The 23,880-nt window shown below is 58.1% G+C and carries 20 protein-coding genes; 11 read left to right on the plus strand and 9 right to left on the minus strand.

Features of this window, described 5'->3' with window-relative positions:
- Positions 1-101 precede the first annotated feature (101 nt).
- From K5D32_RS08905 to yiaY, 3 genes are all read right to left on the minus strand, one after another.
- Complete coding sequence (locus K5D32_RS08905) at positions 102-1,616, minus strand: sensor domain-containing diguanylate cyclase (protein ID WP_221599932.1); 1,515 nt, start codon at positions 1,614-1,616, stop codon at positions 102-104.
- A gap of 114 nt (positions 1,617-1,730) precedes the next feature.
- Entirely contained in the window at positions 1,731-2,054 is a 324-nt protein-coding gene (locus tag K5D32_RS08910; RefSeq protein ID WP_025261606.1) for a DUF2025 family protein, read from the minus strand.
- A 10-nt stretch (positions 2,055-2,064) separates the two neighbouring features.
- The gene (yiaY, locus tag K5D32_RS08915) at positions 2,065-3,213 is read right to left on the minus strand and encodes an L-threonine dehydrogenase (protein ID WP_221599933.1); all 1,149 of its coding nucleotides are present in this window, start codon (positions 3,211-3,213) and stop codon (positions 2,065-2,067) included.
- Between the two features lie 237 nt (positions 3,214-3,450).
- Between yiaY and K5D32_RS08920 the strand changes: the two genes are divergently transcribed.
- Positions 3,451-4,350 (plus strand): DMT family transporter, encoded by a 900-nt coding sequence (locus K5D32_RS08920; protein ID WP_221576149.1) that lies wholly within the window; start codon positions 3,451-3,453, stop codon positions 4,348-4,350.
- Here K5D32_RS08920 and K5D32_RS08925 read toward each other — a convergent pair.
- From K5D32_RS08925 to K5D32_RS08935, 3 genes are all read right to left on the minus strand, one after another.
- A complete protein-coding gene (locus K5D32_RS08925) occupies positions 4,343-5,560 on the minus strand; it encodes an SAM-dependent methyltransferase (RefSeq protein WP_221599935.1) in 1,218 nt (405 codons plus the stop codon). The two genes, K5D32_RS08920 and K5D32_RS08925, sit on opposite strands and share 8 nt — an antisense overlap.
- Positions 5,561-5,671: 111 nt before the next feature.
- Complete coding sequence (locus K5D32_RS08930) at positions 5,672-6,289, minus strand: TPM domain-containing protein (protein WP_025261610.1); 618 nt, start codon at positions 6,287-6,289, stop codon at positions 5,672-5,674.
- A 13-nt stretch (positions 6,290-6,302) separates the two neighbouring features.
- Positions 6,303-7,013, minus strand: a complete 711-nt coding sequence (locus K5D32_RS08935; RefSeq protein ID WP_221576151.1) for a YgcG family protein — start codon at positions 7,011-7,013, stop codon at positions 6,303-6,305.
- Positions 7,014-7,273: 260 nt separating this feature from the next.
- Between K5D32_RS08935 and bglX the strand changes: the two genes are divergently transcribed.
- The 8 genes from bglX to K5D32_RS08975 all read left to right on the plus strand — a co-directional run bounded on the left by bglX (position 7,274) and on the right by K5D32_RS08975 (position 19,266).
- Positions 7,274-9,580: a beta-glucosidase BglX gene (gene bglX, locus K5D32_RS08940; RefSeq protein WP_221599937.1), complete on the plus strand. Its 2,307-nt coding sequence runs from the start codon at positions 7,274-7,276 to the stop codon at positions 9,578-9,580.
- Between the two features lie 77 nt (positions 9,581-9,657).
- Positions 9,658-11,427: an ATP-binding protein gene (locus K5D32_RS08945; RefSeq protein ID WP_221599939.1), complete on the plus strand. Its 1,770-nt coding sequence runs from the start codon at positions 9,658-9,660 to the stop codon at positions 11,425-11,427.
- Positions 11,421-12,743 carry a sigma-54 dependent transcriptional regulator gene (locus K5D32_RS08950; protein ID WP_221599941.1) on the plus strand — a complete coding sequence of 441 codons (1,323 nt, stop codon included), beginning with the start codon at positions 11,421-11,423 and terminating at the stop codon, positions 12,741-12,743. Before K5D32_RS08945 ends, K5D32_RS08950 begins: the two co-directional genes overlap by 7 nt.
- A 78-nt stretch (positions 12,744-12,821) precedes the next feature.
- Positions 12,822-14,516 (plus strand): molecular chaperone HscC, encoded by a 1,695-nt coding sequence (locus K5D32_RS08955; RefSeq protein ID WP_221599943.1) that lies wholly within the window; start codon positions 12,822-12,824, stop codon positions 14,514-14,516.
- Between the two features lie 5 nt (positions 14,517-14,521).
- On the plus strand, positions 14,522-16,120 hold the full coding sequence (locus K5D32_RS08960) for a J domain-containing protein (RefSeq protein ID WP_221599945.1): 1,599 nt from the start codon (positions 14,522-14,524) through the stop codon (positions 16,118-16,120).
- A 183-nt stretch (positions 16,121-16,303) separates the two neighbouring features.
- Positions 16,304-17,632, plus strand: a complete 1,329-nt coding sequence (locus K5D32_RS08965; protein WP_025261617.1) for an MFS transporter — start codon at positions 16,304-16,306, stop codon at positions 17,630-17,632.
- 355 nt (positions 17,633-17,987) lie between these two features.
- Positions 17,988-18,536, plus strand: coding sequence for a phage infection protein (locus K5D32_RS08970; RefSeq protein WP_221592510.1), 549 nt, complete (start codon positions 17,988-17,990; stop codon positions 18,534-18,536).
- Between the two features lie 106 nt (positions 18,537-18,642).
- On the plus strand, positions 18,643-19,266 hold the full coding sequence (locus K5D32_RS08975) for a flavin reductase family protein (protein ID WP_221576158.1): 624 nt from the start codon (positions 18,643-18,645) through the stop codon (positions 19,264-19,266).
- Here the strand turns inward: K5D32_RS08975 and K5D32_RS08980 are convergent, their stop codons facing one another.
- Positions 19,267-19,506 (minus strand): hypothetical protein, encoded by a 240-nt coding sequence (locus K5D32_RS08980; RefSeq protein WP_025261621.1) that lies wholly within the window; start codon positions 19,504-19,506, stop codon positions 19,267-19,269.
- A gap of 175 nt (positions 19,507-19,681) precedes the next feature.
- Here K5D32_RS08980 and K5D32_RS08985 point away from each other — a divergent pair, with 175 nt between their 5' ends.
- Entirely contained in the window at positions 19,682-19,852 is a 171-nt protein-coding gene (locus K5D32_RS08985; RefSeq protein WP_162883700.1) for a hypothetical protein, read from the plus strand.
- Positions 19,853-19,992: 140 nt separating this feature from the next.
- Positions 19,993-21,441 carry an MDR family MFS transporter gene (locus K5D32_RS08990; RefSeq protein WP_260407323.1) on the plus strand — a complete coding sequence of 483 codons (1,449 nt, stop codon included), beginning with the start codon at positions 19,993-19,995 and terminating at the stop codon, positions 21,439-21,441.
- 3 nt (positions 21,442-21,444) lie between these two features.
- On the opposite strand, the gene K5D32_RS08995 is transcribed toward K5D32_RS08990, so the two are convergent.
- Entirely contained in the window at positions 21,445-22,575 is a 1,131-nt protein-coding gene (locus K5D32_RS08995; RefSeq protein ID WP_221576160.1) for a DUF3396 domain-containing protein, read from the minus strand.
- Between the two features lie 469 nt (positions 22,576-23,044).
- Positions 23,045-23,677, minus strand: coding sequence for a TetR family transcriptional regulator (locus tag K5D32_RS09000; RefSeq protein ID WP_221576161.1), 633 nt, complete (start codon positions 23,675-23,677; stop codon positions 23,045-23,047).
- Positions 23,678-23,880: the final 203 nt, after the last annotated feature.

A 23,880-nucleotide genomic window follows, 5' to 3' on the forward strand; every position in this document is an offset into this window, starting at 1 on the left:
ACCGGGTAACAGACATTACGTGTTCCTGAATAACCTGACTGACAAAACTCCCTTTCGTGACCGCTCAAACAAAGACTGAGCACAGCGCCATGATGCAAGGATCACCCTGTTTCAACCCGATTACGTCCCTGACTCTTCGCCCGATACAACAACCGATCCGCCATGCCCAGACTTGCAGCATAGCTTTCACCCTCAGCCAACCGTGAAGCAACCACACCGCCACTGATGCTGACGACATTCAAAGGGCTGCCCGAATGTTCAATGCCCTCGGCAAATATGGCTAACCGTATGTTTTCGGCCACATTCAATGCACCTGCCAGGTCTGTATCCGGCAGCAGGACGACAAACTCCTCACCGCCATAGCGTGCGAGAAGATCGGCAGGGCGGCGGATATTGGCTTGTATAAGGCGCGCAACCTGTTTCAGGCATTGGTCGCCTGCGACATGGCCGTAGGTGTCGTTGTATTGCTTGAACCAGTCGATATCGAGAAGAATCAGCCCGATACTTTGTCCGCTGCGCCGGGCCTGGGCTTCTTCTTTCTGCAACGCTGCATCAAAACATCGTCTGTTGGCCACATTGGTGAGGCTGTCTGTTTGCGCCAGGATTTCAAGTTCGCGGCGGGCGATATTCAGCTCTTTTTCAGCGTTCAGCAGTTTCTGAACCTGGCTGTAAAGTACAACCCCCAGCAAAGTCAGTGCTGAAGTGATCAAGCCGACAATCGCGAACGAGCGATAGGCGTATGTCCACCAGTTGGCGAAGACGTAATCGTACGAAAAGCCCGCAGCCGCCACCATGGGCAGGCCTTGAAGACGCCGATAAGCATATATGCGCTCTATATCATCCACTACGGAAGTCATGATGGCGGTGCCACTGTCGCTTGTGCTCAAGTACTTGCTGAATATTTCACCCTTGGAAATATTGGTCACCACCAGGGTGCCAACGGCCGGGCGACGGGCCAGCAAGTCGCCATTTTCAAGGGCGAGAAAGATGACGCCTGTGTCATCAACTTCCATACGCTCGAAAAAACGCTGGAAATAAGCGGCTGAAATCGTGGCCAGTGCAACGCCGGCAAAACGACCATCCGGGTACTGGATACGGCGACTGACCGGAATCACCATTTCTCCGGTCGTGCGACTTGTGATGATCGAACCGATATGAATCGAGTCGTCGTTGTTTTCACGGTGATAGATGAAGTAGTCGCGGTCGCTGTTATTTTTCTTGCTGACATTTGGCGAAAAGGAGTTGGCAACCCAGTTTCCGTACTCGTCGTAGATGAAGAGCCCCTGGATGCTCTTCATGACGGCAGTGTCCTCGGACATGAGCTTGTGCAGGCGCAGTTGCTGAGCCCGGTTCATGTCCTCGCTTTCTACCCGTTCAACGATATCGCGCAGCTTGTAGTCAGCCTGACGAATGGTGTCCTGAGCCTGTTGCTCGGCAGCATTCACGATATTGGCAACGTCCATTTCTGCATCGGCCAGACGTTCATCAGCCGATTGTTTCATCTGCCAGGCAGTGGCCAACATCAGGGAAGAGCAGACCAAAACGATGAAACCTATGAGTGCTGCCGACAGGCCTCTAGGTGTAAGTCGTGCCGATACGAAAGGTATGGGCTTCATGGTTTCTCGTCATGTTTTTGGCACATCCGTGCTTTCTTGCACATTTCGTACCGAAGGTAATGACGAAAATCGTAGGACACGACCCTGTCGCTGGCAAGCCGCCGACCTCAGCCACTACACCTTCACCCAGCGCTCCACCTTGATCTCCGGTAAATCCTGGCGGCGCATGTAAACCCGCAGCGGTTCGGTGATGTTCAGGCGGCTGTCGATGTTCTGGTCGAGCAGCAGTTGCAGGCGCTCGCGGCTAAGGCTCATTTGTGCGCCGCTGCCCACGCTCCAGACGAACTCACTGGTTGGGGTAATGCTGTCTTGCGTGACGTCCATGCCGAAGGCGTCTTCGCTGAAGCGCACGATGAAATGCTTGTGCTTGTGGTGGTAGCCCACAAAGCCTTCAAGTTGCTCGGCCGCCGCGCAAATATCGCTGGAAGTGGTGCTCATCGTGGTGTCCTCAAAGAGCCTGACGGAAGATGCCTTCAATCTGTTCCTGAGTAGCCGGGCGCGGGTTGGTGAGGCCGCAGGCGTCTTTCAGGGCATTGGCGGCGAGCGTCGGTATGTCCTCCTCTTTCACACCCAAGGCCACGAGGCCCGAAGGGATTTCCACCGAAGTGGACAGCTTGCGGATCGCCGCAACTGCCGCACGCGCGCCATCCTGTGGGGACAGACCGCGAATGTCGGCGCCCATGGCATGGGCCACATCGGTCAGGCGAGCGGCGCTGACCGTTGCGTTGAAGCTTTGTACATGAGGCAGCAATACGGCGTTGCAGACGCCATGGGGCAAGTCATAGAAACCGCCTAACTGGTGCGCCATGGCATGCACATAACCCAGCGAAGCGTTGTTGAACGCCATGCCCGCCAGGAATTGCGCATAAGCCATGTTTTCCCGGGCGACGATATCCGTACCGTCAACGACCGCCTTGTACAGGTTGCCCGCGATCAGGTTCATGGCTTTGATCGCACAGGCTTCGGTGATCGGGGTTGCGGCAGTCGACACGTAGGCTTCGATGGCGTGGGTCAGTGCGTCCATGCCAGTGGCGGCGGTCAGGGATTTGGGCATGCCGACCATCATTTTCGGGTCGTTAACCGACAGGATCGGCGTAACGTTGCGGTCGATGATCGCCATTTTCACGTGGCGCCCTTCGTCGGTAATGATGCAGAAGCGAGTCATCTCGCTGGCCGTACCGGCAGTGGTGTTGATCGCAATCAGCGGCAGTTGGGGTTTTTCCGAGCGGTCCACGCCTTCGTAGTCGCTGATATGCCCGCCGTTGCTGGCGCACAGAGCAATGCCCTTGGCGCAGTCATGGGGTGAGCCACCGCCGAGGGAAATCACGAAATCGCATTGGCGCTCTTGCAGCAGCGCGAGGCCTTTTTCCACGTTGCTGATGGTCGGGTTGGGCTTGGCACCGTCGTACACCACCGCATCGATGCCCTGCTCCACCAGCAGACCCGCGACCTGAGCTGCGATACCGGCCTTGGCCAGCCCGGCGTCGGTGACAATCAGAGCCTTGAGGAATCCGTATTTACGGATGGCTTGCATGGCTTCCTCAATACAACCGGAGCCAATGATGTTCACGGCGGGAATGAAAAAGGTGCTGCTCATGGCTGATCCTCGTCTCTGGCTGGCTCAGATGAAGGGGTCCTGAGCCTTGGGTTTGCCAGTAGCTTCGGCCTTCCGGCAGACGGCAGCCTTGATCCAGCTCAATGAAGCTCAACTGCAGGCTACCGGTGGTCGCAACTGTACGGTTGAATCAGTGCATAGCTGTAGCCGTACGATCCGGCTGACCTGTGGCTATATGCCCATTCTGTATACAAAAAACATTAGAAATGGATTGGGATCATGTCTTCTCGTGAAAACACCGGTATGGCTCTGGGCCTGCTGGGCGTCATCATTTTCAGCCTGACGCTGCCGATGACTCGCATCGTGGTGCAGGAACTTCACCCACTGCTCAACGGCATCGGTCGTGCGCTGCTGGCGGCGATTCCGGCGGCGGCCCTGTTGTACTGGCGTCGTGAAAAATGGCCGACCCGGCAACAGCTCAAAGGCCTGGCCCTGGTCGTTCTGGGCGTCATCATCGGCTTTCCGGTGCTGTCGGCCTGGGCCATGCAGACCTTGCCCGCCTCCCACGGTGCGCTGGTCAACGGTATACAACCGCTGTTTGTCGCGATCTATGCGGCGTGGCTTTCCCATGAGCGTCCATCCAAGGCATTCTGGGGCTGCGCGGCACTGGGCAGCGCCTTGGTGCTCGCTTATTCACTGATGAGTGGCGCTGGCGGCATTCAGGTCGGGGACCTCTGGATGCTGGCTGCCGTTGCTGTGGGCGGGCTGGGTTACGCGGAAGGTGGCCGACTGGCCAAGGAAATGGGCGGCTGGCAGGTGATCTGCTGGGCCTTGGTGCTGTCGAGCCCCTTGCTGATCGGCCCCTTTATCTATTTCGCCGCACAACACCAAGGGCCCGTGTCTAGCGGAACCTGGTGGGCCTTTGCATATGTGGCGTTTTTCTCGCAGTTCCTGGGCTTCTTCGCCTGGTATTCAGGGCTGGCGATGGGCGGGATTTCGCGGGTCAGTCAAGTTCAACTGCTGCAGATTTTCTTCACCATCGCCTTGTCGGCGATGTTCTTTGGCGAGCATGTCGAACCCATTACCTGGGTCTTCGCCGCTGCCGTCATTGCCACGGTGATGCTGGGGCGCAAGACCTCGGTCATTGCGCCGCCAAAACCGGCCACGTCGCTCAGCTGAGAAATCCGTCTGCCTGGAGCAAGGTTTCCAGGCAGTGCTCGGTAATGCTGTAGAACGCCTTGAGTTCCTGGATGCGCGCCAGCAACTGCGCCGGGTCAACAGGCTCAGCGCGCTTGACCGCCAGGATCATCTTGTTCTTGTTGGTGTGCTCCAGCGAGATGAACTCGAACACCTTGGTTTCGTAGCCACAGGCCTCAAGCAGCAAGGCGCGCAAACTGTCGGTGACCATTTCAGCCTGCTGCCCCATGTGCAGGCCGTATTGCAGCATAGGGCGCAGCAAGGTCGGGCTCTGGATCTGCAGGCGGATCTGTTTGTGGCAGCACGGCGAACACATGATGATCGACGCACCGGAGCGAATGCCCATATGGATGGCGTAGTCGGTGGCAATATCGCAGGCGTGCAGGGCAATCATCACATCCAGGGCGCTGGGAGCCACGCTGCGAACGTCGCCATGCTTGAACACCAGGCCTGAATGCTCAAGGCGCTCGGCAGCGGCATTGCACAGGTTGACCATGTCTTCGCGCAGTTCAACGCCGGTCACCTGGCCCTGGGCCTGCAAGGTGTTGCACAGGTAGTCGTGTATCGCGAACGTCAGGTAACCCTTGCCGGAACCGAAGTCCGCCACCTTGACCGGCTGATCGAGCTTGAGCGGCGATGAAGTCAGGGCGTGGGAAAACACTTCGATGAACTTGTTGATCTGCTTCCACTTGCGCGACATGGCCGGGATCAGCTCATGCTGCTTGTTGGTCACACCCAGATCGGTGAGAAAAGGCCGGGTCAGCTCAAGGTAGCGTTTCTTTTCCCGGTCATGACCGGCCGATGGGGCTTCACGCTCCTGCTGGGCCTTGCTCTTGAACAGCGTGCTCTTGCCCTTCTTGCCGAACTCCAGTTGTACCTCATCGGTCAGCGACAGCAAATGTGCATTCTTGAACGACTCAGGCAGCAGGCCAGCAATGACATCCACGGCCTCGCGCAACGGGAAATTCTTGGTGATGTCGCGGGTTTTATAGCGATACACGAACGACAGGCAGGGCTGATCCTTGACCGTCAGCGGCTTGATGATGACCCGCTGCAACTCGGTTTCGGAGCCCACGTATCTGGCCAGAACCAGCTTGATGAGGGAGTTCTGGGAAAGGCTGGTATCCAGCAAACCCAGAAACTGCGCGCGATGATCCGGCGCGGGTTTGGAGGAAGTGACAGTGGCTGACATCGAAAAACGCCTCGGGCGGCTGGAGCTGAACAGGAAGCGGGCTATTTTAGGCGGGTTGAGCGCTCAGGGTTAAGAAATATGTAGGCCACCGGCACTCATGTACCAGCGGCCTTATCCCAGGACCACCAGCCGGTTGGTCAACTCGCTGCGTTCACGGGTCACCGGCACATGATCGGCCAGTAATTCGCCGCAGGCATGAATACAGCCCAGGAAGCCCTGCAATGCCTGCCCGTCCCTGATCTGCTGGGTAAAGACATCGACCATCGCTTTCCAGGTGTCGCTGTGCAGGCGAGTGGCAATGCCGTGATCCACCAGAATTTCGACGTAACGCTCGGCCTCGCAGACGAACACCAGGATCCCGGTGCCTCCCGTCGTCTTGTGCAGGTTCTGTTCGAGAAACAACCGACGTGCCAGATTCCCCGCCCGCCAGCGCCGGACCGAAGTGGGAACAAGATGACTGGTCACCGCCGGAATGCGGCACAGCAGGGCCACAAGAATGAAAGTGCTCATCTGCGCCAGCAACAGTTCGTTGGCACTCAGCATATCGGTGAAGAAATTGATGATGCCCGGCAGCAGCAAACCGATCAGCCCGGCCCATACCAGCGGCATGTAGGCGTAGTCGTCGGCCCTGGCCGCCAGGACCGTGACCAGCTCGGCATCGGTGCGCAGTTCAAGGCGGTCGATTGCTTCTGCAACCTGCTGTTGTTCGTCTGTATTGAGTAAAGCCATTTCCAGAGTCCTGTTACCAGTTGCCCGAGGCGCCGCCGCCAAATCTGCGATTGCCGTTTGCCGAACCTTCACGCGAGCTTGCGCAGACAAGCACTGCCCGTCTCAGGCAGGCGAACACGATGAGCAACACCACGACAATCAATCCACCGGCAATCTGCCAGGCCACATCGCTGCTGGCCTGCACATCATAGACACTGAACTCGGTGGATGGCTCGGGCTCTTCGGGCACATGCCCGCCCAGCGCCATGACCATGGCCCGGGCGCCGCGCTCGATGCCCGTGGCAAAACGGCTGCGGTTGAACTCCGGCAGGATCAGCATGTTGATGATGAGCGAAGCCTGGGCGTCGGTCAGACGATCGTCCAGAGCGGAGCCCGCCTCGATCAGGACACTGCGCTTGTCGCGCACGACGATCAGCAGGGCACTGTCGTCCCGGCCATTGCTGCCCAGGCCCCAGGCGCTGCCCAGTCGTGAACCGAAGTCCGCGAGGGTCGTGCCTTGCAGGTCGACCACAGTCACCAGCACGACCCGTTCTCCGGTCGCCTGCTCATGGGCCTGGAGCATTTTCGCCAGACGCACCGTGGCCTGACTGTCGAGCATCTGCGCCGAATCAACCACATTGCCGGTCATGGGCGGGAACACAAGAGCGACCTGTTCCGCCTGGGCCTTTAATACGACGCCCCACAACACCACTGCATAAAACACATGCTGTAACACAAGCTTCAACACCTGACCTCCGGTGATTTTTGTTCTATTGGATGGCCACTCCTTAGCCAAAATAGAAGTTCCCCGGCATAATCCCTCGCCAACGCCCAGGCAAGTCGAATCTGAAAGGATTCGATATGCTGCAGGCCACGAAACGAACAGCGTCTACCTGCGTCTATCCTTCGCGCTGTTCGCACAATAAATGCCAAAGGTCTAAAACCCAAAATATGGCTACCCGGTATTAAACGCGAGTTACTGGCAAAAGCCTTGAGAAATCATTCATGAATAAGCTGTGTTTATTAGGTCTGCTGGTCGGTCTGGCCAGTCAATCGGTAATGGCCGATACCACTTCCACTACCGCTCCATCCGCCCAAGCCACACTGCAAGCCAAGAATGCCTTCATCTCCAAGCTGATGAAACAGATGACCCTCGATGAGAAGATAGGCCAGTTGCGCCTGATCAGCATCAGCGGCGATATGCCTCAGCCAAAGATTCTCAAGGAAATTGCCGCAGGCAGAATCGGCGGAACGTTCAACTCCATTACACGCGCAGAAAACCGTCCATTGCAAGAAGCGGCTGTAGCTCATAGCCGTCTGAAGATTCCGATGTTCTTCGCCTATGACGTGATTCATGGCCATCGCACGATTTTCCCGATCAGCCTGGGCATGGCTGCCAGCTGGGACATGGATGCCATCGCACTGACTGGCCGGGTTTCGGCGAAAGAAGCCAGCGCCGATGGCCTGGACATGACCTTTGCGCCGATGGTCGATATCTCCCGTGACCCACGCTGGGGCCGCAGTTCCGAAGGTTTCGGCGAAGACACTTATCTGGTGTCGCGCATCTCCGAAGTGATGGTCAAGTCCTTCCAGGGCAAGAACGTCGCCGCGAACGACAGCATCATGGCCGCCGTCAAACACTTCGCCCTGTATGGCGCAGTCGAAGGCGGACGTGACTACAACACCGTGGACATGAGCATGACGCGCATGTACCAGGATTACCTGCCGCCTTACCGCGCAGCCACCGATGCCGGTGCGGGTGGTGTCATGGTCGCCCTCAACTCGATCAACGGCGTTCCCTCCACCTCCAACATGTGGCTGATGCAAGACCTGCTGCGCAAGGACTGGGGCTTCAAGGGCGTGACCATCAGTGACCACGGCGCCATCAAGGAATTGATCGAGCACGGCGTGGCCAAGGACTATCGCGAAGCGGCCAAGCTGGCAATCAAGGCAGGCGTCGACCTGAGCATGAATGACGTGGCCTACGGCGAGCAATTGCCGGGGCTGGTGAAGGATGGCGAGGTTTCCATGAAGGAAATCGACAACGCCGTACGCGAAGTGCTGGGCGCCAAGTACGACATGGGCCTGTTCGCGGCACCTTACGGTCGTATCGGCGTTGCTGCCGATGATCCGGCCGACACCTATTCCGATGATCGTCTGCACCGCGCAGAAGCCCGTGATGTGGCTCGCAAGACCCTGGTCCTGCTGAAAAACCAGAACGAAACCCTGCCGCTGAAGAAGGAAGGGACCATCGCCGTGATTGGCGGCCTGGCGAAAAGTCAGCTCGACATGCTGGGCAGCTGGTCCGCAGCTGGCCGGCCGAACCAGTCGGTTACCGTCTTCGACGGTCTGGCCAATGCCGTCGGCGACAAGGCCAAGCTGGTTTATGCCCGTGGCGCGAACGTCAGCGACAACGAACACATCCTCAACTACCTGAACTTCATCGAACACGAAGTGGAAGTCGATCCACGTCCTGCCCAGGAAATGATCGACGAGGCCGTGAAAGTGGCCGAGCAGTCCGACGTGATCGTGGCCGTTGTGGGTGAATCCCGTGGCATGTCCCACGAGTCCGCAAGCCGCAGCAGCCTGAACATTCCGGGCAAGCAACGCGATCTGATCAAGGCCCTGAAAGCCACCGGCAAGCCGCTGGTGCTGGTGTTGATGAATGGCCGTCCGCTGGTGCTGGTCGACGAACAGGAACAGGCCGATGCCATGCTCGAAACCTGGTTCCCGGGCACCGAAGGCGGTAACGCCGTGGCTGACGTACTGTTTGGCGACTACAACCCGTCGGGCAAACTGGCCATGTCCTTCCCGCGTTCGGTTGGCCAGTTGCCGGTCTACTACGCACACCTGAACACCGGTCGTCCCTACACGCCGGGCAAGCCGGGCAACTACACCTCGCACTACTTCGAGGAAACCAACGGCCCGCTCTTCCCGTTCGGTTATGGCCTGAGCTACACAAGCTTCGACGTGTCCGACGTCAAGCTGTCGGACAACAAAATGGCCCGCAAAGGCAAGCTGACCGCCAGTGTCACCGTCAAGAACACCGGCAAGGTCGCTGGCACCACCATCGTGCAGTTGTACTTGCGTGATGTCGCGGCGTCGATCAGCCGTCCGGTAAAAGAGCTGAAAAACTTCGAAAAGGTCACGCTTGAGCCAGGCGAGGAAAAAGTCGTTAACTTTACCCTCAGCGAGGACGACCTGAAGTTCTACGACTCGAAGCTGAAATACGCTGCCGAGCCGGGTGAATTCAAAGTCATGATCGGTCTCGACTCCGAGGCAGTGAAACAGGCGAGCTTCAACCTGCTGTAAATGCCGATAACGGCGTATTCGCGAGTGCAAGCGCTTGCGAATACGCTGGTTTTGAAACCCCAGGCAGCCCACGCGATATGATTTTCAAACATCGCAACTTGCGTATTTCCCTCTATACCCTCCTGATTCTGGCTGGCGCCGCCTTGTCTGCCGGCGTGGCCATGCTGCAGGCTCAGCGACATGCCCTGTCACAGGAAGCCACCCGTGCCAGCGGGCAAATGGTGCTGTACGCCAACACCCTGCATACCCTGATCGAACGCTATCGCGCCCTGCCCTCGGTGCTGGCGCTCGATGCTGAAATTCGCGCAGCCGTGAGCGGCCCGCTCACCGAAGGCGCCCGGCTTTCGCTCAACCTCAAGCTGGAAAAAATCAACGAGGCCGCCCACTCTTCCTCTCTGGAACTGCTGGATCGAAACGGGCTGGCCGTAGGTGCCAGTAACTGGCGACACCCCAACAGCTATGTCGGCCACAACTACGGGTTTCGTCCCTACTTTCAACAGACGAAGACCCAAGGCATCGGGCGCTTCTATGCCGTGGGTGTCACCACCGGTATTCCGGGCTATTTCCTGTCCAATGCCGTGCGCGATGACGAGGGTAATTTCGGCGGCGCCATGGTGGTGAAGCTGGAATTTCCCGATATCGAGCAGGAATGGAGCCAGGGCGACGATCTGCTGCTGGTCAGCGACAACAAAGGCATTGTGTTTATCGCCAGCCGCAGCGAATGGCGCTATCGCGAGCTGGAACCCATTTCCCTCGAAAACCGTGCAGAGCTGCTGCGCACCCGACAGTACGACAAGAAGCCGCTGTCACCGCTGCGCAGTCGCCTTCTCGATCAGGTCGGGCCGCAAAGCCATTTGAGCCGGGTCGACGGCCCCGATGGCACGACTGATTACCTTTGGCAGTCCATGCCGCTTCCCGACGAAAACTGGACATTGCACCTGCTGCGCAAACCACAGTTGGTCAATGACGATATCCGTAATGCCGCACTGGCGGGCGCCGGTATCTGGCTGACGCTGGTGTTTCTGGGGCTGTTCCTTTATCAGCGCTGGCGCTTGTCGAAACTGCGCGAACGCAGCCGCGACGAACTGGAACGTCAGGTTCAGGAACGCACCCGTGACTTGCGCACCGCCCAGGAGGGCCTGGTGCAATCGACCAAGCTGGCGGCGTTGGGACAAATGTCTGCGGCACTCGCCCACGAGATCAACCAGCCGCTGACGGCCCAGCGCATGCAACTGGCAACCTTGCGCCTGCTGCTCGATCAGGGCCGCATCGAGGATGCCTGCAAGTCCCTGGACCCGCTGGATCAGCAACTGACCCGCATGAGCGCACTCACGGGCCATCTGAAAACCTTCGCCCGCAAGAGCCCCAGCGGCCTGCGTGAGCGACTGGATCTGGCGACCGTGGTCGATCAGGCCTTGCTGCTGCTGGACCCGCGCATTCGCGAAGAGCGAGTCAGTTGCGTGTTGCATATATCCCGTCCGGCCTGGGTACGTGGTGATTCCATTCGCCTGGAACAGGTGCTGATCAACCTGCTGCGCAACGCCCTGGACGCCATGCGCGACAAACCCCTCAAGCGTCTGGAGGTACGCATCGATGCCCAGGCGCAGCACTGGCAACTGAGTGTCATCGACAGTGGCGGTGGTATTGCGCAAGAGCATCTGGGCAATATCTTCGATCCATTCTTCACCACCAAACCGGTGGGCGACGGTCTTGGTCTCGGGCTCGCGGTGTCTTATGCGATCATTCACGAACTCGAGGGTCGCCTGACAGCAGAAAACCGGGATAACGGTGCGGTGTTCTGGTTCAGCCTGCCCAATGACCTCATAGAGACTCAAACCCCATGCTGAACTCGGTCATCGTTGTCGACGACGAAGCCCCCATCCGCCAGGCCATCGAACCCTGGCTGACGCTGTCGGGCTTTCAGGTGCAGGTCTACAGCCGCGCCGAAGAATGCCTGGAGCATTTGCCCGAGCACTTTCCCGGCGTGATCCTCACCGACGTGCGCATGCCGGGCATGGGCGGCCTTGAGTTGCTGGCCCGCCTGCAAACGCTCGACAAAGACCTGCCGGTCATCCTGCTCACCGGTCACGGCGACGTGCCCATGGCGGTCGAGGCCATGCGTGAAGGTGCCTACGACTTTCTGGAAAAACCCTTCAGCCCGCAGACCCTGCTCACCAACCTGAGCCGAGCCATGGAAAAACGCCAGCTGGTCCTGGAAAACCGCCGCCTGACCGAACAGGCCGACGCCCGCACCCAACTGGACACCACGCTGCTGGGTGTGTCGCCCAGCCTGCAAGTCTTGCGACGCAATGTGCTGGAGCTGTCGCAACTGCCGGTCAACGTGATCATCCGTGGCGAAACCGGCAGTGGCAAAGAACTGGTCGCCCGCTGCCTGCATGATTTCGGGCCGCGAGCCAGCAAGCCTTTTGTTGCTCTCAACTGCGCCGCCATTCCCGAGCATTTGTTTGAAGCCGAACTGTTCGGCCACGAAAGCGGAGCCTTTACCGGCGCACAGGGCAAGCGCATCGGCAGGCTGGAATACGCCGACGGCGGCACGCTGTTTCTCGACGAGATCGAAAGCATGCCCATGGCCCAGCAGGTCAAACTGCTGCGGGTGTTGCAGGACAAACGCCTGGAACGGCTGGGCTCCAATCGCAGCATTGAAGTGGACCTGCGGATCGTCGCTGCAACCAAGCCGGACTTACTGGAAGAGGCACGGGCCGGACGCTTTCGCGAAGACCTGGCCTATCGCCTGAATGTCGCGCAACTGCATCTGCCGCCACTGCGCGAACGGCGCGAAGACATCGTGCAGCTCTTCAATCACTTTGCCCGCACGGCTGCAGCCCGAATGGGTCGCGAAGCGCCCGCCCTCAGCGCCTTGCAACTGGGGCAGTTGCTCAGCCATGACTGGCCGGGCAATGTTCGCGAACTGGCCAACGCTGCCGAGCGTCAGGCATTGGGGCTGGATATCGAGCAAGTCCCGCAACAGTGTCAATCCCTGGCGGCGCAACAGGAGGCGTTCGAAGCTCAATGTCTGCGCGCTTCCCTGACCCGTCATAAAGGCGATATCAAATCCGTGCTCAATGAGCTGCAACTGCCGCGTCGCACCTTCAACGAAAAAATGCAGCGTCACGGGCTGGTGCGAGAAATGTTTCTGGCATGAAACTATTCATGGAATCGACCGATCAACCTTATCCCCCTTTAGAATCCGGACAGTGAACACGCAAGGAGAAAGCATCACATGATCGTCGGTATAGATTTGGGCACGACCAACAGTCTGGTCGCCGTCTGGCGCGATGGTAAAACCCAACTGGTTGCCAATGCACTGGGCGAAATGCTGACGCCCAGCGTGGTAGGGCTGGACGACGATGATCAGATCCTGGTGGGAAAAGCCGCACGCGAGCGCCTGCAGACTCATCCTTCCAGAACAGCGGCACTGTTCAAGCGCCACATGGGCAGTGCGCAAAAGGTCAGCCTGGGAGCAAACGCTTACCGGCCCGAAGAACTTTCGGCACTGGTCCTCAAAAGCCTCAAGGCCGATGTGGAACGGGCTTTCGGAGAAACCGTGACCGAGGCCGTGATCAGCGTGCCCGCCTACTTCAGCGATGCCCAACGCAAGGCCACTCGGGTAGCAGGCGAACTGGCAGGCCTGAAAGTCGACAAGCTGATCAACGAACCCACCGCAGCAGCGCTCGCATACGGCTTGCATCAGAAGGAAGGCGAAACCTCGTTCCTGGTGTTCGACCTGGGTGGCGGCACCTTCGATATCTCGATTCTTGAACTGTTCGACGGCGTGATGGAAGTACGCGCCAGCGCCGGTGACAACTTTCTGGGAGGCGAAGACTTCGACCTTTCGCTGGTCGATCACTTCATTGACCTGCATCGCAACGAAACCGACTTTCCGCCCAAGGCCAGCATCGGCCCGTCTTTGCGCCGCGAAGCCGAGCGCGTGCGCAAGGCGCTGGGGCAAGACAGCAGTGCCGAATTCGTACTGCGTCATGCCGACCGTGAATGGCGCAAGACCATCACTCAGGAGCAACTGAGCGAGTTGTACGCGCCGCTGCTATCACGCTTGCGCGCGCCCATCGAGCGAGCCCTGCGGGACGCGAAAATCCGCGTGGCCGACCTCGACGAAATCCTGCTGGTGGGCGGCACGACGCGCATGCCGCTGATTCGCAAACTCGCGGCCGGGCTGTTCGGGCGTTTTCCGTCCATCACCCTCAACCCCGATGAAGTCGTCGCCCAAGGCGCTGCCATCCAGGCGGCGCTCAAGCAAAGAGACGCAGCGCTGGAAGAGATTGTCCTGACCGACGTGTGCCCTTACACCCTGGGCATCGAAACCTCCAATCGCTTTGGCAACTCCATCGAAGGCGGTCATTACCTGCCGATCATCGAGCGCAACAGCGTGGTCCCGGTCAGTCGCGTCAAAACCGTGCAGACCCTGAGCGACAACCAGAAGCATGTGCTGGTGAAGATCTATCAAGGCGAAAGCCGTCTGGTGAAAGACAACATTGCACTGGGTGAACTGGATATTCCGATCCCGCCTGCCAAGGCCGGTGAAGTCGAACTGAATGTGCGCTTCACCTACGACAACAATGGCCTGCTGGAGGCCGATGTACAGATCCCGATGACCGGCCAGAGTCACAAGCTGGTGATCGAGAATAACCCCGGCGTGATGACCCCCGAGGAAATCCAGGAACGCCTCCAGGTGCTGGCAGCGCTCAAGGTTCATCCACGCGAGCAACAGGTCAATACGCACCTCAGCGCCCGCCTGGAACGGCTGTATCAGGAATACCTGGGTGAAGCCCGGGAAATGATCGGCTATTGGGCCAGCCAGTTTCAGCGTGTGCTGGAAACCCAGGATGATCGCCAGATCAGCGAAATGCGCAAAAGCCTCGAACAAGAGATCGATCTTTTCGAGCGGGGCGAGAGGTAACAGGGATGAATTGCTGGAGCGTCCTTGAGCTGGACAGAAATGCCGACGAGCGCAGCATCAAGCGTCAGTACGCCAGGCTGTTGAAAGTGAACCGGCCCGATGAGGACCCGGACGCCTTTCAACGATTGCGGGACGCTTACGAGCAAGCGCTGGATCAGGCTCGCAATCGCTATGAAGCGGATGAAGACGAGTATCAGGAAATCGATGCGAGTCCTGAACCGTTCATGCCCGTGCTACTCCTCGAAACGGTACTGGCTTCAGAGCCAACAGTTGTCAGCACGCCTCCGCCTGTGGAGCAGAGCTGGTACGAAGTGGCACACAGGACCACAGCGCAAAACCTGCACTCACAACATCAGTTGGCCAGGGACCTTGGAGCGGATGCTCAGTTTCAGCAGCATCTGGTGCAGCGTTGCCTGATCGACACCGACGACAATCTTCAACTGCTCAAGGCGGCTGTAGCCCAGCTGCAATGGCTGACGCCCTGGCAAAAGGTGACGCTCAGTGCCCATCAGGAAAAACGCCTGACCCAGGCGCTGCTCGATGAAACCCTGCCCCGCCTGCAAGCCCTGCTGGAAAGCCAGCAGGAGCGCCAGTTCCTGGACGAGCTCAAAGCCCTTGAACAACAACCCTGGCTGGAAAAGCTGGAACATCGTGAGCACTTGCAACGCTGGACCATGACCCTTCTGATCAATACCCGGGACTGGACACCGGCCTTGTTCGAGCGCATCTGCCAGCTCTTCGACTGGGATCAGAAGCATTACACTCCGACCGACCCGCCGTCGCTCTGGCAGCGGCTTGTCGAGCGCTGTGAGCGATACGGGTTTGCCAAACGCCTGGAAGAGCTGCTGACCGAGAACAGCCATCACGGCGATGCGGCGAAGCTACTGCTCGAACCGCCGCCACTGGACAGGCAACTGCGCATGGCCAGAAACAGCGACCCGGCGGTCTGGGAAGGTTGCGAGCAACTGTCCGAGGACCTTACCTATCGCTACCCCGAAGCACTGAAGCAGTACCCGGACGCCGACCTCACGAGCTGGCGAAAGCTTTATGACCAGGTCCACTTCAACGCTTACCTGAGAGCTTATCTGTTCGGGTTCGTATTCATCCTGACAGCCGGCATCGTTCCTACGTCCCGGGCCGGGAAATTCGACCTGTTCTATACGATTTTCACGGCACTCAGCTTGCCGGTAGTGATTCTTCTGGTGTTCTACGTGTTCATGTCGTTCTGGAAGCCGGTTTCCGCCTCCTTTGCGTCTGTGGATGAATACCTGAGTGAACGGCTGCTGCCTCGCTGGCTGAGCTGGCCGGGACATCAGGCATTACTGCTGCGTCATGGCATCCCGCTAGGCGTCGCAATCGCCGCCTTCTCCAATAGCGGACCGGTCGCAGTGGCCACCTGCCTCATCATGCTGGTGGCCTGGATAGTGCTTTCTCCTTACCGGATATCCAGGTTTCAAAGCCATTGCGCTGAAAAGACCGGGGGATGGCAACACGTGAAGCGCTACTGCTCGGAGAATATCGGCAAGGGCGTAATGATCATCCTGGGTCTGATGTTCGCCTTTGTGCTGGCCGTGCTGATTTTCGGTCCCGGCCACCCTCGATAAACCGGCGTTTCGCTGATATCGGCAATTTTCCGCTTATCCAGAAATGCTAGATAGGCGGATTTCCGCTCATTCTATTCCCTCATCCCCTCTGGAACGGGCCTCTCGGGCCTGGCACAACTCCTGCTATAGCTCAGGTCAGGCTGCGTGCAGCTGCCTTCTAAAAATAATGACTTAAGGAACACCATGGATACCTCCAACACTCTCTCGAAAGAGTCGGCTGGCGCACCCGCCGCTGAAAAGTCCACCTCCAGCCGTCTCAAGTCGATCTTCAGCGGCTCGGTCGGCAACATGGTCGAGTGGTATGACTGGTACGTCTATGCCGCTTTCTCGCTGTACTTCGCCAAAGTCTTCTTCCCCAAAGGCGACAGCACTGCCCAACTGCTCAACACCGCCGCGATCTTTGCCGTAGGCTTTCTGATGCGTCCGATCGGTGGCTGGCTGATGGGTCTGTACGCCGACTACAAAGGGCGCAAGGCCGCCTTGATGGCCTCGGTACTGCTGATGTGCTTCGGCTCGCTGATCATTGCCCTGACACCGGGCTATGAAACCATCGGCGTCGGCGCTCCGATCCTGCTGGTATTTGCACGCCTGCTGCAGGGCCTGTCGGTGGGTGGCGAATACGGCACCTCGGCAACCTATCTCAGTGAAATGGCCACCAAGGAACGTCGCGGCTTCTTCTCCAGCTTCCAGTACGTCACCCTGATTTCCGGCCAGCTCATAGCACTGGCTGTACTGATCGTGCTGCAACAGGTCCTGACCACCGAAGAGCTGCACAGCTGGGGCTGGCGTATTCCGTTCGCCATCGGCGCGCTGTGTGCCGTCGTGGCGCTGTTCCTGCGTCGCGGCATGGAAGAAACCGAGTCCTTTACCCGCAAACAGAAAGACGACAAGCCCAAAGAAAGCCTGATGCGCACCCTGATGCGTCATCCCAAGGAACTGATGACCGTGGTCGGCCTGACCATGGGCGGCACCCTGGCCTTCTACACCTACACCACTTACATGCAGAAGTATCTGGTGAACACGGTAGGCATGAGCATCAGTGACTCGACCACCATTTCGGCAGCGACGCTGTTCCTGTTCATGCTGCTGCAACCGGTCGTTGGCGGTCTGTCCGACAAGATCGGTCGTCGTCCGATCCTCATCGCCTTTGGTGTCCTGGGTACCCTGTGTACGGTGCCGATCCTGACCACCTTGCACACCATCCAGACCTGGTGGGGCGCGTTCTTCCTGATCATGGCCGCACTGATCATTGTCAGCGGCTATACCTCGATCAACGCCGTGGTCAAAGCCGAACTGTTCCCGACCGAAATCCGCGCCCTGGGCGTAGGCCTGCCTTACGCACTGACCGTATCGATCTTCGGCGGCACGGCTGAATACATCGCTCTGTGGTTCAAGAGCATAGGCATGGAAACCGGCTACTACTGGTATGTCACGGCCTGTATCGCATGCTCGCTGCTGGTGTATGTATTCATGAAGGACACCCGCAAGCATTCGCGTATCGAAACCGACTGATCTCGCGTTTCATTGATGATCAAGGGCAGCCAGCGTCATGGGCTGCCCTTTTTCATGGGCAAGCGAACATGACAAGTTGTTTCAGGCTGGTGCGTTTTTTAGCCTGAGTTTGCATGCAAGCCCTTAAATCTATTTATGTTTTAATTTGTCAAGAGCCTTTATTACAAAGTTTTTCAGGAAACGCACCAAAAACACCCCTTTCCCGCTGAAAGGCCCGAAAACCGGGCGATGCGACTTACTATCATTTTTAGCGATGGTGGGTAGCAATCCGATTAACTTCTTAATAATCACCAGCCCCGTAACATTGCCTCCATACCGGGATGACAACTCACCCGCCCCAAACTGGAGACACACCATGAAAACCACCAAACTGATTTTCGGCCTCGCTTTCTCTGTTCTGGCTTCGTCTGCTTTCGCACTGCCGGCCATCAATGCCAACGATTCATTGAACGCCCCTGTCGTTGCTGAAGGTGGTTCGAACAACACCAATATCGGCCCGAATCGTCAGACCTCCGATGGTGCCGACCGTGTTGGTGCAAACCGTCTGGCTGCGGATGGCGCTGATCGCGTCGGTGCAAACCGCCTGACTTCCGATGGTGCCGACCGCGTTGGTGCAAACCGTCTGGCTGCTGATGGCGCTGATCGCGTCGGTGCAAACCGCCTGACTTCCGATGGTGCCGACCGCGTTGGTGCAAACCGTCTGGCTGCTGATGGCGCTGATCGCGTCGGTGCAAACCGCCTGACTTCCGATGGTGCCGACCGCGTTGGTGCAAACCGTCTGGCCGCTGATGGCGCTGACCGCGTCGGTGCAAACCGCCTGACTTCCGATGGTGCCGACCGCGTTGGTGCAAATCGTCTGGCTGCTGATGGCGCTGACCGCGTCGGTGCAAACCGTCGGGTGTGATAGCCACCTGTGACACCCAAGCCCGGCCAGTGCCGGGCTTTGTTGTTTTTGGGCCCGGGTCTACTATGAGCGACTCCCCGAAATCGTGGTTATCAGGAATCAAGCCATGTCAGACGATATTCACTCCTACGAGCCAGCCAAAGGCCATGGTCTGCCGCACGATCCGTTCAACGCTATCGTAGGTCCGCGCCCGATTGGCTGGATCTCCTCTCAGGACCGCGAGGGCAGGCTGAATCTCGCGCCTTACAGCTTCTTCAACGCGTTCAACTACATTCCGCCGATCATTGGTTTCTGCAGTGTCGGGCGCAAAGACAGCCTCAACAATATCGAGCAGACCGGCGAGTTCGTCTGGAACCTGTCCACCCGCGCCCTGGCCGAAGCCATGAACCAGAGCTGCGCGGCCGTGCCGCCGGATGTGAATGAATTCGAGCTGGCCGGCCTGACGCCACTGGCCTCGAAGATCGTCGCCGTGCCTCGTGTGCTGGAGACGCCAGTATCATTTGAATGCAAGGTCACCCAGATCGTGCAACTGCAGCGTGCCGACAAGGAGCTGGTACCCAGCTGGCTGATCCTGGGCGAAGTGGTGGCGGTGCATATCGCCAAGTGGCTGCTCAAGGATGGCGTCTACGACACCGCAGCCGCCGAACCCATCCTGCGCGGTGGCGGCCCGGCGGACTACTTCCAGCTGGGGCCGGAAGCACTCTTCAAGATGCACCGTCCAAAGGTCTGATTACGCGCCCGCCCATACCAGTTCACCTTCGCTATCCACGTCGGTCAGCCGCTCCAGTTCCTGAGTGGCGGCCTGATCGGCGTCATGGGCGGTCTTGAATTTTTCTCCCGGCAAGACCGGATGAAAACGGGGCGCACCGCCTGCCTCCAGAGCCTTTACCGCAATCGCCGCGCTGTAACCGCCCTCACCCGGAATCACGGCGGAAACCGCCTCATATGCATTGAATGCCTTGCGTGCCATGAATAGCTGACCTGTCTGATGAATAAATCGAAGGGGCGTATTCTAATGCTGCGGCACCCAGGAGCGAATTCATTCAAACCGTGTTCGCGAATAAATTCGCACCTGCCAGTTGACGTGCAATTCTTGTCCTACAATTTCCTTATGCCCTTTCTGTAGTGGGAATGAGGAATGCACCATGAACGTAAAAATAAAAAAATGCATGGCTGTATTGGGTGTACTCGCAGTGGTCGGAATGTACGCGGTGGGTGCTTATCGTATTGAGATGGCTCGCCAGGCGCCCAAGGTTGCGGCCTGCAGCTTTGGTCATTGCGTACCGACCTCTGCAACGCTCAGCGCGTTGCGATGAAAGCCGCGGTTAAACAAAGTCAGCTATCGATTAGCAGGCTATCGGACTAGACTGGTCAAATTTCCCTCCCGGCTTTCAGGTTTACCTTGACCAGTCTTGCGCACACTACTGTAAAGATCCGCAGCATCTTGTCCGCACTGATGATGGCTGTATTTCTCAGTGCTCTGGACCAGACGATCGTGGCCGTCTCGATGCCGGCGATCTCCGCTCAATTCAAGGATATCGGCCTGCTGGCCTGGGTGATCGCTGCCTATATGGTAGCGCTGACCGTTGCCGTGCCCATCTACGGCAAGCTGGGAGATTTGTATGGACGCCGCAGGCTGATGCTGTTCGGCCTTGGGCTGTTTACCCTCGCATCGCTGTTTTGCGGGTTTGCCCAAAGCATGGAACAACTGGTGCTGGCACGGGTGCTTCAAGGGATAGGCGCTGGCGGCATGGTGTCGGTCAGCCAGGCCATTGTCGCCGACATCGTCCCGCCTCGCGAACGGGGACGTTATCAAGGTTATTTCAGCAGCATGTACGCCGTCGCCAGCGTGGCCGGGCCGGTGCTGGGCGGGCTGATGACCGAATACCTGTCCTGGCGCTGGGTGTTCCTGATCAATCTTCCTCTGGGCCTGCTGGCACTGGTCGTGGCTTATCGCTCCCTGAATGGCCTGCCCATACCGCAACGCAAACCGGTCATCGATTACCTGGGGACGGTGCTGATGATCATCGGCCTGACCAGCCTGTTGCTGGGCATCACCGAAATCGGTCAGGGTCACGGCCTGGGCAATCCGCGAATTCTGATCATGCTCGGTATCGCCCTGTTCACCCTGTCGCTGTTCGTCTGGTACGAACGCAAGGTTCAGGAACCGCTGCTGCCCATGCACCTGTTTGCCAATCGCAGCGCCGTGTTGTGCTGGAGCGCCGTGTTCTTTACCAGCTTCCAGGCCATCTCGCTGATCGTGCTGATGCCGATGCGTTACCAGACCGTCACCGGCGGCGGTGCCGACAGTGCAGCGTTGCACCTGCTGCCACTGGCAATGGGCATTCCCATCGGCGCCTATTGCGCAGGTCGAAGGACCGCCGTGACCGGCCAGTACAAGCCCCTGATCCTGACGGGCGCAGTGCTCATGCCCATCGCCATTCTGGGAATGGCGTTCACTCCCGCGCACTCGATCCTGATCACAAGCCTGTTCATGGTCCTGACCGGCATTGCCAGTGGCATGCAGTTCCCCACCTCGTTGGTGGGTAGCCAAAGCGCAGTGGCAATAAAGGATATTGGCGTGGCGACCAGCACCTCCAATCTGTTCCGCTCACTGGGCGGCGCAGTGGGTGTGGCGATGATGTCGGCACTGCTGCTGGCCATGCTGCAAGACACAGGGATCGGCCAGCTCGAACCCGGCTCGCTAGGTGGCGAAGGCGGTACTGGCAATGCCTTGATCGACAGCCTCAATACCACCAGCGGTCCGGCCCTCGAAGCCTTGCGTGCAGAACTGGCGGTGACCTTTCGTCACTTGCTGATGATCAGCGCGGCGGTTTCGCTGCTGGGTCTGGCGACAGCACTGATCATGCCCAACCAGATGCTGCGCGGCGCAGAAAGGAAATAAAGCTCAGTCGTCCTGCTGCGCCCAGAACCACTGAGTTCGGCTGGCCTTGATATGGGCGAATGCAGGCATGATTTCACCCTGAGTGAAAAAGCGTCGGGAACGCACCTTGGCATTGCTGAACCAGTAGCCGGATCTGGGGCAGGCATCGCCTGCATTGACAGGCGGGACAGGCTTCTCGTCGAAACGGGCGTACCACTGCGCAGTGGTTTCCTTGGTAAAGCCCACACCAGGAACCAGATAAGGGTGAAGACAGCCGGTGTCCTGCAGGCGGATCGGTTTGATGACCTTGTTGACCTCCCGGTAGACATCGGGAGCCACTCCCCGGCTGCCCAACTGCGGCACAGCGCCTGCACGAATCATCAAGCCGTTGCTGTAGGTATGGAAAACGATATCGCTGCAGCCACTCAACCGGCCACGCACCGTATCGCTACCGCCCAGCCGCTTGACGAATGACTCGCCCAATACGGTGTACCAACCGACGCCCTTGATGCGCTCAAGCAGACGCAGGCTTTCTATATGCGGGCCAGGATCGACCATCAATCCGGGGTACTCCTGAGCAAACTGATACTCCAGCGGCAGGTAATGATGGCCGTCCCCTGGCAGCACACAGGCCAGACTGCCAAACCCGTGATCGGCCTGGACCTCACTGCACAGGTATCTGATCCAGTCCTCATAACGCTTCAAGCCATCGGGCTCGGCCAGGTATGACCAGGGCAAAACCATTTTCAGACAGGAACGGTCATTGTCGGCCTGCCCTTGCGAGGTGTTCATCACAAACAGGCTGTAGGTGGCGACTTCCGCCTGGGTAGCACTGGCCAGGGACCACGCAAACTGCACATCCGGAGAACTTTGCAGAACCTGACGTCTGCACGACGCAAATCCCGAGGCCGTAAGACGTCGCATCCGGTTATAGAGCTGCCATTTGAGCATCGGTTTGAAGGCGCCATAGAAGCGCGAGAAACAGGCCTCGACACGGCGCTTGGCCTCCGGCGTATGGCCTTCCTTGAAATACAGGGTCGTAATAAGGCCAAGACGGACAACCGGGACGCCTTCGGAACAATCCACTGCCAGATGTTCAGATTGAGCGCCAAGCCGGGCCAATAACCTCACAGGGTCAGATACGGTTTCTGACATGACCGGTCCTCCCGATGATCCTTCGGATCAGGGTGGCGTCCATGCCGTACACGCAAGGCTCTGCCGTGACCCGAGCGGCTGCTCTCCTGCCACAGCCAGAACGGGCTATTTCGATAGTGGTGAAGTTGCTGCCGACTTCAGAGCATATGGGCGCAAGATTCAATAAAAACATGCAACCTCCCTCCCGTTTGTTGGTTAAGGGACGAAGATTGAAGGGAGTTTGAGAGCGGAGCAATACACGGAAATCAGTTTGGGAAATCAGCTACATGCTTCGAGAAAAGTCCTACTCGACTCCTACAAGACGATTGTCATCCCGAGGCATCTATATAGCGCTGGCGAGACTGTGCCGACACCGCAAAGGTAAACAATAAGTAAACACCCTACCCAAAACGTGGAGAACTCGCGTTAGATACTGGCCTGTACGTGCAAGTCAGGACTATATTGACCTACCGCACAGCAGGGTTCGTACTCATGCCCGCAAGGCCGGGCTGTACTGCAACATATCCATGCAACTATCGACCAGCCGCTCGGCGTCTCCGGACAGCGAAAAACTGTCAGGCACCAGCAGCCATTGATAGATGATGCCGTTGATATACGAAAACAGGCTGATCGAGGCGCGCTTGACGTCCAGAGAGGCAGGCAGTTGTCCCCGGCGTACGGCATTGCTCAGTGCCCGGCCGATTCGTTCATGGCACAGGGTTGCATTATCTTGACGCTGACGTCGGAAATCACACATTTCATCCGTGAACTCGCATTTATGAAAAAGGATTTCATTGATGCGACGGGTCTGCGGATCCAGTGCAACGTCATGAAACAAATGAATCAGCAGTTTTCTCATCCAGCCAAGCGGGTCAGCTTCAGTTTCACTTTCGCTGGCCTGGGCCATGTCTTCGAGCGGCTCACGGAGGCTGTCGAGCATTGCCTGCACCAGTTCGGCCTTATTGGTGAAATGCCAATAAATAGCACCACGTGTCACGCCTGCAAGCGTCGCAATGTCAGCAAGCGTCGTGCGGGCAACCCCGCGATCATCAAACGCTTGTTCGGCGGCCTGCAGAATCTGGCTGCGAGTGACCTGGGCTTCCTCTTTGGTGCGGCGGACCATGGCAATAAACCTCAAAAAATTCTTCAGGGTCGTTTATCAAGACCTGAAAACGGGCACGGGCGGCATTTGTATGACCTTGTCCCGAGCTTGCAATCACCGGCGTCTGAACAGGTAAGAAGATGTTTACAAACAACCATGAATGTAAGTATATTCCTTAGCATGCTACTTATCTAGCCGAAATATTTTTTTACATCTCCAACTCC

The sequence above is a fragment of the Pseudomonas cichorii genome (assembly GCF_019719005.1).
Classification (GTDB): domain Bacteria; phylum Pseudomonadota; class Gammaproteobacteria; order Pseudomonadales; family Pseudomonadaceae; genus Aquipseudomonas; species Aquipseudomonas cichorii_E.